The organism is Bartonella sp. TT29SHDZB (assembly GCF_042193395.1).
Classification (GTDB): Bacteria; Pseudomonadota; Alphaproteobacteria; order Rhizobiales; family Rhizobiaceae; genus Bartonella.
The window spans coordinates 35,178-44,148 of sequence record NZ_JBHILQ010000013.1 but is presented as its reverse complement, the minus strand read 5'-3'; the positions used below and the strand labels follow the sequence as shown (position 1 = coordinate 44,148).

Below are 8,971 nucleotides of genomic sequence, written 5' to 3'. Positions count from 1 at the left end.
TCGGCAATAAGGAGACTCTTTGGTAAAACATTCACACCATCAAAGGTAAGACTTTCCAAGATTTCGCTACTGCCAAAGCCTTCAATTTTAAAGTGAAGGGTAATTTGTCTTAAAAAGTCGGTTTGTTCTTGATGTGCATTGACCAAGTCATCACGCACTTCTGTGTTACGGATAGTTCTGCCGCGATGTTTTCCCATAATGATTTGATTGGTGATACCCGAAAGCCAATCTGTGCGTTGTTCATGCCAGAAGTCTGTCGCGGGTTCAAGGGTTACTGTACCAGGTAAGGTCGCAAAATTTTGATAAGGATTGATTTTTTCGCAAGCCGTTGTCAACTCTTGCGCAATGATCACTTCATTTGTCCAGTCAAGCGTGACAGGCGCTGTAAGATTAGCGATGTAAAAGGTTGGGTCAATGGCAAGCTGTAAAATGCCGTTGCCTACAGCCCCTGTTTGTTGAAAGCCTTCATCTCTGTAACTATCATCAAGAAAAGGGTCTGCAAACATGCCCTTTTTGGCAACAGGTTCTTTAGAGTCAACATTGCTTTTAATGCGCTCTAACTGCATCAATCGATCAAGCGAAAGCACTCGTTGAAAATAGCGCCACATTTCATCATAGGGGGCAACCCGTGTGCCATCATTGACCACAACCGGCGTTTCAAGCCAATTGTTGGTAATGGTTGCAAGGGACAACACATCATCAGGGACACTGGGTGCCATGGGTTGGTCTACTGAGATACCTTTGATGTAAACCACATTGCCCCCCGTATTGAGACCTATACGGTCAATGCGGGGTAATTTGTAAGTGTAACTGACGATAATATCACCACCTTGCGCCCCACCTGAGACAGTGATTTCCTGCGCTGTTACTTTATCAGCGGTGATTTTTGCGCGATAGCGGTAAGTCACCTTATAGCTGCTCCCTGCTAAAGGTTCGTCTCCCACCGGTGCCCAATCAATGGTGTCTCCGGTTTTTTTAAAATCTGTGCCTTCTTTAAATTCCTTGCTTCCTTGAACGATTTTGATAAAAGAGGTGATGCTTTTATCAGGAACCCCATCACGCCCAGCGGCAACAGCACCACGGGTGACGTTAACGGTTTTTTCTTTTGTCAACAAAAGAGACTGAACATCAGCAATAGGAAAATAATAGGGTTTAAAGGTAAAACTTGTTTTCCCTTTTGAAGGCGCAAAAATATGCGTTTCGCTTGGAACAACGCTTGTCGAAAAGTCCTCGAGTTCTTCATGACGCAAAGCCGCTAAGCGTTTGCGTTTGAAACCATTGATATTGGCTTCTCCTTCTTGAATGCTAAACACTTGGCAACCGTTATTGGCTCCCAATGCGCTCACACGGCAGCCACTCACGATATAATGTCCATGGGCGCGGTCGTACGTCGCAATAGCTTGCATGGCGGGTTCAAGCAATGAGGGCGATTTTTGATCAATCAGAACACCATCTTGCAAGATATAAACCGGAAAGAAAGTGCCATTCTGCGCATCCTCTTTTAGTGCCCAAACAAGCTTTGCTGTTTCGCGTGCCGCTCCGGGCTCTCCTTCTGCTAAGGTACCAGAGACTTGTCCCAATAGCTCTGGATCATCTTCGTGTGTTATCCATTTTTTTTGCAGCTTCACACCAATTTCCAAGCGCCCAATCATGGCAACATTGTTGAGTACAGCGGGTGCAACGGGGAAAATATCGCCTGCGATATAAATCTTGCCATCCGTTAAAGTGACGGTCCTTGTCTCTTTGTTGACAAAAGCATCAGCCCGTTCAACGCGGTCTCCTTCTTGTGCCACAAGGCGCCCCAATCGGTCATGCCGTCCCCTTATAATGGTTTGAACTTCATTCAATTCACCACTTTGAATAAAGGGACGCGTGCCATAAAAGACAACGCTTTGTTGTTCCTCTTTGCCGCGAGATCTGTCAATTGCAAAGGGTAAACCACTTTCATGCTTCATATTAAAACCTCAATAAAATCTTGAATTGTTCGCGAACATCGGCACGCAAAGGAATATTGATAGGCGTTTTGAGTATCTCTACACCGCCATTTAGCTCATCAGCCCCTAACCAAAGTTTGCCAAGAGGGGTTTGTTGTGCAAGACAGCCATGAACGAGAAGGGAAACAGCGGCGGCTTGTTTGTCCTCAACATCTTCAAAATCTGTGCGGGCTGCAAGAAACAACAGAGTGCCTGTTGTAGAAGGGTTAAATCTGTTGCCACAATGGTTGTAAACACCCTCTAAAACCTGCTCTACAGGCTGGACAATGTTGCATCGGCGATACCCAATCACGCTATTTTGGCTGTCTCTTAACACGAGATAAAGCGTACGGTTGCTAAACCACTCTGTCATGAGTATATCGCGTTCATGTTTTTTGACCGAACACCACGGAAAATTTGCCAAATCCCAAGGATAATCGATTTGTTCCCAGCTTAACTCTTCATCCCCATCATCTATCCAATTGCCAATAAGCCTGCCTTCTTCTTTTGTGAGGGTATGATTGATTTCTGTTGTGCGTCCAAAGGAAAACAAAGTGCCCCCAGCTGTTAAGCGAACACCGCTTTCATACTCCAACATGCTGTCATCAAGGCGTGACATATTGCATTCAACAGCTTGCACATTATAACCATAGGTCCCACGGCGAAAATCAGAGCGCAAACTTTTGGAAAGGTCGGTAATCGCTTCAATGGCTTCAAGGCTTTTGCGTTCAGGCAACTGATCAAAATCAAGTTGAAAGGAATTCCACCATGCTCGCCCCGTCCAGGCGGGTTGAAAGCGTGCCGAAATCCCTAGCCATTCAAGCCCTATCTCTATTGCCGCAAGGGAGCCGCGAATATTTTGCCATGCAAGACCCTGATCAATTAAATCATAAAGGGTAGAGAAATAAGGGTTTAATTCTTGTAAGCCATATTCGTCTATTAAAAATGGCAACCAAGAAGGCGGACGCGTAATAAATTTCGCGCGGGGTATTTCTTCGAGTGCCATTTTAACGTGAGGGTCAAGAGCCATTGCTTCTGCAAAACAACGTTCAAACAAGCTAGAATTCGGGGGCAAAAGTGAGGAAAGCATCAATAAGCACGCCCCCGTTCAGACAAGACAATATCCCCTAGTGCGACCGCTTCATCAGGTGCGACCAAAATATCCTCACAAGGGTGCGTTATGTTCACATGGTGAACGCCCTCAACCATCAAGCGGCTTAGTATCCAACTTAAAGACAAATCACGCCCAAGCCTCCATGCACGCGCCCATTCTGCTCTTAAATTCTGCTCCGCTCTTTCCAAAACAAAGGAGCCTTCATCCGGTAACAACCAAAAATCAGCAGAAACATTGATCATCCGCTGTACCGCGCTTTTCACAAGGATGTGGTCATTGGTCATTTTAACATGGGGGGCATCAAGGGCTGCTTGCACCTTTGCAATTAAAGCCTCATCAGCCACCCCTGAAGGGGTGTCACTAAAAAGCGCAACATGAATAAGCGGACTTTTACCCTCACGATAAACAAAAGCATCTTTGACATGGATATCGCTTGAGAGGGCAAAATATTGATAACGTGGCGCTGTGCCCCCTGTGGAATGTCCTTGTCTATTCAAGCGAATGCGGCGGCGAAACCGCTCATCATCTTCATCCAAAAGGCGCGTGACCCCATGAAAATCCCCCAAATGATCTAAACTTGTTCCACGGGCAAATGTGAGTAAATTATCCCGCGCCACTTCATTAATTCGCTGGCGCAATAGCAACTCTTCATAAGCCGCCGCTTGCAATTGAATGACCACGGGATCATAAGCCGTCTTTTCCACATTATAAGGAATATGATGCGCCGCAAAAAGCTCAGTCAAACGCGTGATCTTTTGCTCTAAAATTGCTTCAACAGAAAGCTCTTCAATAATTTGTGGCCAAGGAAATTGTAGAATGGATAAAGGTTCAAACTCAGTCATCACCAACCTCTAAATTGATGCTCATTGGCTCTTGGTGTGACCAATCTCCCAAATGCCCATTGGGATAAAAAACACCCGTTAAAACAAAATGGAACGTGCCTTCACGCGTTGCTTTTGTCAGATCAATCCTCTGCAACGAGAACCCAGGCTCTCCACACTCTGGATCATCGAGTGCTTCAACAATTGCTTGATAAAGCTGCATCATCGTCGCAGGATCAGCATTGGCATCTTGGAATGCTCCAACATCACATCCATAATGACGACGCAAAACCCGTGTCCCAATTCTTGTCGTCAGACATTTACGAAGTGACTGTTGGCAATGTGCAAAGCCATATAAAAGAGAGCCATCCTTTTCGCTCATCCCGCACCGCATGCTTTAAACACCCTTTGTTGTCTTTGTGGTAGAAACAGTTGGGGGCGCAGAAACAACAGGTGCTGGTTTTTCAGCGATCTGACCAAGCAGCAACGGATATTTAGCCGCTTCCTCACTTAAACAAATTTCCTCACCCTTGCCCGGTGAACGTTGACCTGCAACAAAATCGGCATTGGTTAAAATAACATAAGTATTCTCACGCATCATAAAACTCCTTTAAAGAGGGGAAGAGGTTGTGGAGGGACCCATTTTGACCCCACCGTGTTTGTGGCTTGCGCCAACAGATTTTTGATTATGCTGTAAATCTTTTGCTTCAATCTGCACACTGCCCGTTAATTCAACACGGGTTGATTGATGAGAAAGCACCAAACCTTGTGCACTCAAATGAATTTGATTTTCCCCATGGGAGAGAATGAGCTCATCTTTTGTCATCCGCAAAGCGCCACCCGCATAACACAGAGCAAGTTCTTGGCAAGAGCGTGCGGGATTAGGCGCATCCTCACTATAGCTATCGCGCACCACCAGAGAGGCAGAGCCAATCTCACCATGGGGGTTTAACAACCGCACCGGATCACCAACATGGAGGGGCATATTGCTTGAGAGAGCGCCAGAAGCTTCTTGCGCTTGTAGCCAAGGCGATAAAACCGCTTGTCCATTGGAACCCTGTTCGGAAAGTTTCACCCGCACCCTATGGCCATCAACTTGCACAACCCGCCCGATCATGTGCTGGTTGGCAAGACAGCGTTCAAGCGCATCAAGACGCTTCATGATTTGTCGAAAGGTATCACTTAAGAGATGTGCGTCATTCATGCCCCCACCTCATTGTCCCATGAAATCAAACCACTTTTGAGTTGTCCTTCATCACAAAAAATATCATGTCCCAACTGATGCAAATCTTGGTGCCATTCCACCACGCTTATCGATACACCACGCTGCTTAATCGCCGCAGAGATAATCGGTTCAATTTGCACCTCACGCGGGGCACTCAAATGCGTTAGTCCCCACAATTGCCCGCTATGACAAAGCACCGCAATGGCTTCTGCTAAAAGCCAACTGGAAACATCACGCTCTTTACCTGTGGTAATAATAAAAGCCCCTAAATGAAGATCCGCACTCATCTGTCCAGAAGCAACAGAAATTAAACGGCTTTCTAACACCGCAACACGCACGGCTGGAGCCACCAGCATCTGTGTTTCCAATTCTTCTAAGTTAAAACGTCCAAATTGACAGCCGCAATCACGCACATCCGGCAAAGCCCCTTTAAGGCTTCTTATCACCGCTTCACGAAACTGATTAATGCGCCCAGCATTTTTAATCGTTTGACTCATGCAAAGACCCTTTCCAGCCAGTCTTCTGTCGCTTTGACAATTTCCACTTTATTGTGCTCTGAAAGCCCCAAATAAGGGCGTGCGGGCATGGTCACTTGATGCACACAAACAAAGCGGTGTGCATTGCCGCTTTTAAGAAAAAAGCGCAGTGTCTTGCCATTTTTCGGGCGAATAACCCCACCCAATTGATGAATCCGCGCATAAACCAACCCAGAGCCCACAATCACCTGTTCTGGTGAAGCTTTCATATCAATGGAGCGTGAAAGCGCCCCACTGGCATAAAGAATGGAGGTGCGGGCATGATTGTTTTTCCACTTCTCTCCTTGAGCAGACATTTTTTCACTTTGAATCCGCCGCCTTGTGCTTTCTTGGATGAGACGCCCAACCCCTTGTGCCAAAGTCCCCATCGAGCTATCAGCTCCCTTTTGCAAAAAGGATAAAGCCGCTTCAAGCCCTGTCTCTTTAATCTCAATATGGGTTGCAACAGACATGTTATCTTCCCATCAAACGCGGCTTGGCATGAAAAAAAGCCCCATCACGAACCGGTCCATCTTCGCTCATAATTTTAGGTTCATCTATGCCTAAACCCGCTTTGCCTTCGGCAATACGTTTCAGCAAATCAACCGCCTGTTTGTAACGATCTTCAATAGTCGTGGTCAGTGCCGTATGGCGTATGGCTAAATTATAAACAGCAATATTGACACAGATCATACCCAGAGCCGCTGGCTGTCCAGCAATGGGGATTGAGTAGCGATGAGACAAATGCACATCAATCTCACCACTTGCCTGTTCGAGCGCGCGGGCAATGGCTTGCTCTGAAAAAACTGGATCAGAATTCTCATCCATCCCGCATAAGTCATCCAAGAAGTCATCACCCCAGAGCTCTTCAATCAATGTTTTGCTTGCATAAGCCATGTTTAAAAGTTTCCCTTAGACAACTTCTTGCAACAAAACGCCGGCATCTTTTGCAGCGACCAATTCACACACCCGTTCCCCCACACGCACCCGTTTACCGCCTGATAAGCCGATATCTGGATCATTGATCACTCCAGACAAACGCTCGCCCAACTGGGCGCTAAAGCCCCAACTGATCACCGAACCATCTGCCTGTTGTTTGGTAGGGTCAATATAAAGCAGTGCAATCTTATTGCCCCACACGCGTGCCAATTGTGCCGAACGCCCTTTACGTGCCAAATTCACTTGCGATTCACCAATGAGTAAACGATCGGGGTGTATTTCCATCAGATCAGCAAATTGCGCCTTGGTGACAAAACCATCAGCAGTGCCACCCCCTTTAACGGCTTTAATGATTTTGGGATGACGTTTGAGTTTTGACCAAACAACTTTGCCCATCACAATGGTGTTGGGCGTATAGACGAGACTTTTATCCATCGCCTCATCTAAAGTGGCATAAGGGTCAGATTTCTCATAATCGCTAAATTTATTTTCACCCTTAAGCGTAATCACCCGCTCTGGTGCGTAATTTTCACTTCTTTGCACAAGGGCTGCAACACGCACTTCACGCCCCAATTCTAGCAAATTGGCAAGTCCCTCTACAGCTGTCTTTTCGGGGTTATAACGAGAGCGTTGCTCCGCCCGTGCCCGTGCCGCTGCTTCAATATCTGAATTGGGGATAAGATCATCAAGTCCGTAATCTTTGACACTGGCTTCCCGTTCAAAGGCAGAAAATTCCACCACATTCGGGCGCCCTTTTCGCCCAACCTCAAGTTCAGGCACGGTAAAATTTTCTGCTAAAGGAAATTCACTATATTTAAACACCTCACTTAAAACACAAACGCGTGGCAAAACTTTATCGCCAATAAGAGAACCTGCTGGATTGCGATAACCAATAGCAATAGCGGTGAGTGTTGGATCAATGGGAAAAGGTCTGTTCATTTTATGCCTCGATTAATTAATTTTAAAAGAAATAACATCACCAGCAGAACCATCACTCATGGCAATACCAATGGTGCGATCTGCGGCTTCCGCTTTAATGGCGTGTCCTTTGGGGTCAGAGGTCAAAAAATCACCAAAGGAAACATTGCCTCCACAAACCACTTCGCCCCAACCACATTGGCCAACATCAATCATCTCACCAGCCTTTGCACTCAATGACCCTGCAGTCCCTAATAATTTATCACCCTTACCAGAAGCCGTTGCCACCATTCCATCACCGCGCGCTGCAACAATGCAATAAGGTGAAATCACATCTCCAGCGCGAAAAGATTTAATCAAAATCATCGTACTCATAATGGGCGCTCCTTTTGCTCGCTAATATACTCAACTGCTTGGCTAATGGTGATGTCGAAGCCTTTTTGCTTCTGCTCTTCCTGATAATGGCGTGCCGCAAGGGCAACCTCTTCTGGAGCAAGCTTTGGTTCTTGCGCTAAAGCACACACTTCTAAAGGGCTTGTTGAGGCAAGCGCCGGCAACTTCTCGACCAAACTTTTAAAATGTTCCATCCCCCCTTCAAGGCTACAGAGCGCACGATATTCCTCGCGAGCAGCCGGCAAAATCTTGCCCTCTTCAATGGTCTTGTCTAAAAGACTCTCAATGGCAGTATTTTTTTGCTCTTCTTGCAAAAGCGCTAAATCTTCTTGCATCTTTGTTAATTGGGAATTTAATTCCGCGCGTTCTTTTTCGCGCGCTTTAAGCGTTGCTAAAATCTCATCCGCTTTAGCATCTTCTGCCAGTGATAGTGCACTGGCAATGGCTGTCAAATCCATCATTTTCTCCGTCAAAGTTATAGGGGAAGGCTGTTCACGGCTTAAAGCCGTCATGACAAGGGCTGGACGGTTCACCAAACCAGCACCGGCTAAATTTAAAATTTCACCTTTCTTAGAATGGCGAAACTCAGGCGAAAGATAGCGATATTCTCGGGCAACAATCTTTTTAGCGGCCATATCGGTCCATTTAACACGCCCCCAAATCGCACCATCCCGCTCTGCTAATTCTTCAATCCAGCCACTGGCAGGTGCTTCTAAACCATTTCTCGCACGGTGATGTTGCCCATGCTCATAATCAATCACAAGCGGTCCTTTATTGGCTGCAAAGGCTTTTAAAATAGTTTGCGGGTTATAATGCCATTGTCGTCCATCACGTGCCTTCACATGGGGCGCTTTGGGCAAAAGCTCTACCCACTCAGGCGCTTGGCTAACGGTGGCGTCTTGGCAAAGATCTATTAACGCAGCATGAAATGTCCCGTCATGACATATCTCAGCATGCCCATCTTCGCCATTTTCGTGAAATTCTTGCTCCATAAACATTGCCTATTGCTTTACAATTGTCATTGGCAATACAATGCATGAAACTTACTCCCACCATAAGTCTGACACTGTCAG

12 protein-coding genes are annotated in these 8,971 nt (G+C 46.3%); all 12 read right to left on the bottom strand.

Annotation, left to right across the window (positions count from 1 at the left end):
* The coding region (locus ACFIJJ_RS07010; protein ID WP_375646445.1) for a DUF4815 domain-containing protein at positions 1-1,955 on the bottom strand (1,955 nt) is incomplete at its 3' end.
* A gap of 1 nt (position 1,956) precedes the next feature.
* Positions 1,957-3,063: a phage tail protein gene (locus tag ACFIJJ_RS07005; protein WP_375646444.1), complete on the bottom strand. Its 1,107-nt coding sequence runs from the start codon at positions 3,061-3,063 to the stop codon at positions 1,957-1,959.
* A complete protein-coding gene (locus ACFIJJ_RS07000; protein ID WP_375646442.1) occupies positions 3,063-3,929 on the bottom strand; it encodes a baseplate J/gp47 family protein in 867 nt (288 codons plus the stop codon). The genes ACFIJJ_RS07005 and ACFIJJ_RS07000 overlap by 1 nt, the downstream gene beginning before the upstream one ends.
* A complete protein-coding gene (locus ACFIJJ_RS06995) occupies positions 3,922-4,302 on the bottom strand; it encodes a GPW/gp25 family protein (RefSeq protein WP_375613760.1) in 381 nt (126 codons plus the stop codon). The genes ACFIJJ_RS07000 and ACFIJJ_RS06995 overlap by 8 nt, the downstream gene beginning before the upstream one ends.
* A gap of 3 nt (positions 4,303-4,305) precedes the next feature.
* Positions 4,306-4,506 (bottom strand): hypothetical protein, encoded by a 201-nt coding sequence (locus ACFIJJ_RS06990; RefSeq protein WP_375646446.1) that lies wholly within the window; start codon positions 4,504-4,506, stop codon positions 4,306-4,308.
* 12 nt (positions 4,507-4,518) lie between these two features.
* Positions 4,519-5,112, bottom strand: coding sequence for a baseplate assembly protein (locus tag ACFIJJ_RS06985; RefSeq protein WP_375646441.1), 594 nt, complete (start codon positions 5,110-5,112; stop codon positions 4,519-4,521).
* Positions 5,109-5,630: a hypothetical protein gene (locus ACFIJJ_RS06980; RefSeq protein ID WP_375646440.1), complete on the bottom strand. Its 522-nt coding sequence runs from the start codon at positions 5,628-5,630 to the stop codon at positions 5,109-5,111. The genes ACFIJJ_RS06985 and ACFIJJ_RS06980 overlap by 4 nt, the downstream gene beginning before the upstream one ends.
* Positions 5,627-6,121 (bottom strand): phage virion morphogenesis protein, encoded by a 495-nt coding sequence (locus ACFIJJ_RS06975; protein ID WP_375646438.1) that lies wholly within the window; start codon positions 6,119-6,121, stop codon positions 5,627-5,629. Before ACFIJJ_RS06975 ends, ACFIJJ_RS06980 begins: the two co-directional genes overlap by 4 nt.
* A 1-nt stretch (position 6,122) precedes the next feature.
* The gene (locus tag ACFIJJ_RS06970; RefSeq protein ID WP_375612327.1) at positions 6,123-6,545 is read right to left on the bottom strand and encodes a gp436 family protein; all 423 of its coding nucleotides are present in this window, start codon (positions 6,543-6,545) and stop codon (positions 6,123-6,125) included.
* 15 nt (positions 6,546-6,560) lie between these two features.
* On the bottom strand, positions 6,561-7,526 hold the full coding sequence (locus tag ACFIJJ_RS06965) for a capsid protein (protein ID WP_375646437.1): 966 nt from the start codon (positions 7,524-7,526) through the stop codon (positions 6,561-6,563).
* A gap of 12 nt (positions 7,527-7,538) precedes the next feature.
* Positions 7,539-7,880, bottom strand: a complete 342-nt coding sequence (locus tag ACFIJJ_RS06960; protein ID WP_375613753.1) for a hypothetical protein — start codon at positions 7,878-7,880, stop codon at positions 7,539-7,541.
* The gene (locus ACFIJJ_RS06955) at positions 7,877-8,890 is read right to left on the bottom strand and encodes a phage protease (protein ID WP_375646436.1); all 1,014 of its coding nucleotides are present in this window, start codon (positions 8,888-8,890) and stop codon (positions 7,877-7,879) included. The genes ACFIJJ_RS06960 and ACFIJJ_RS06955 overlap by 4 nt, the downstream gene beginning before the upstream one ends.
* Between the last annotated feature and the right edge of the window lie 81 nt (positions 8,891-8,971).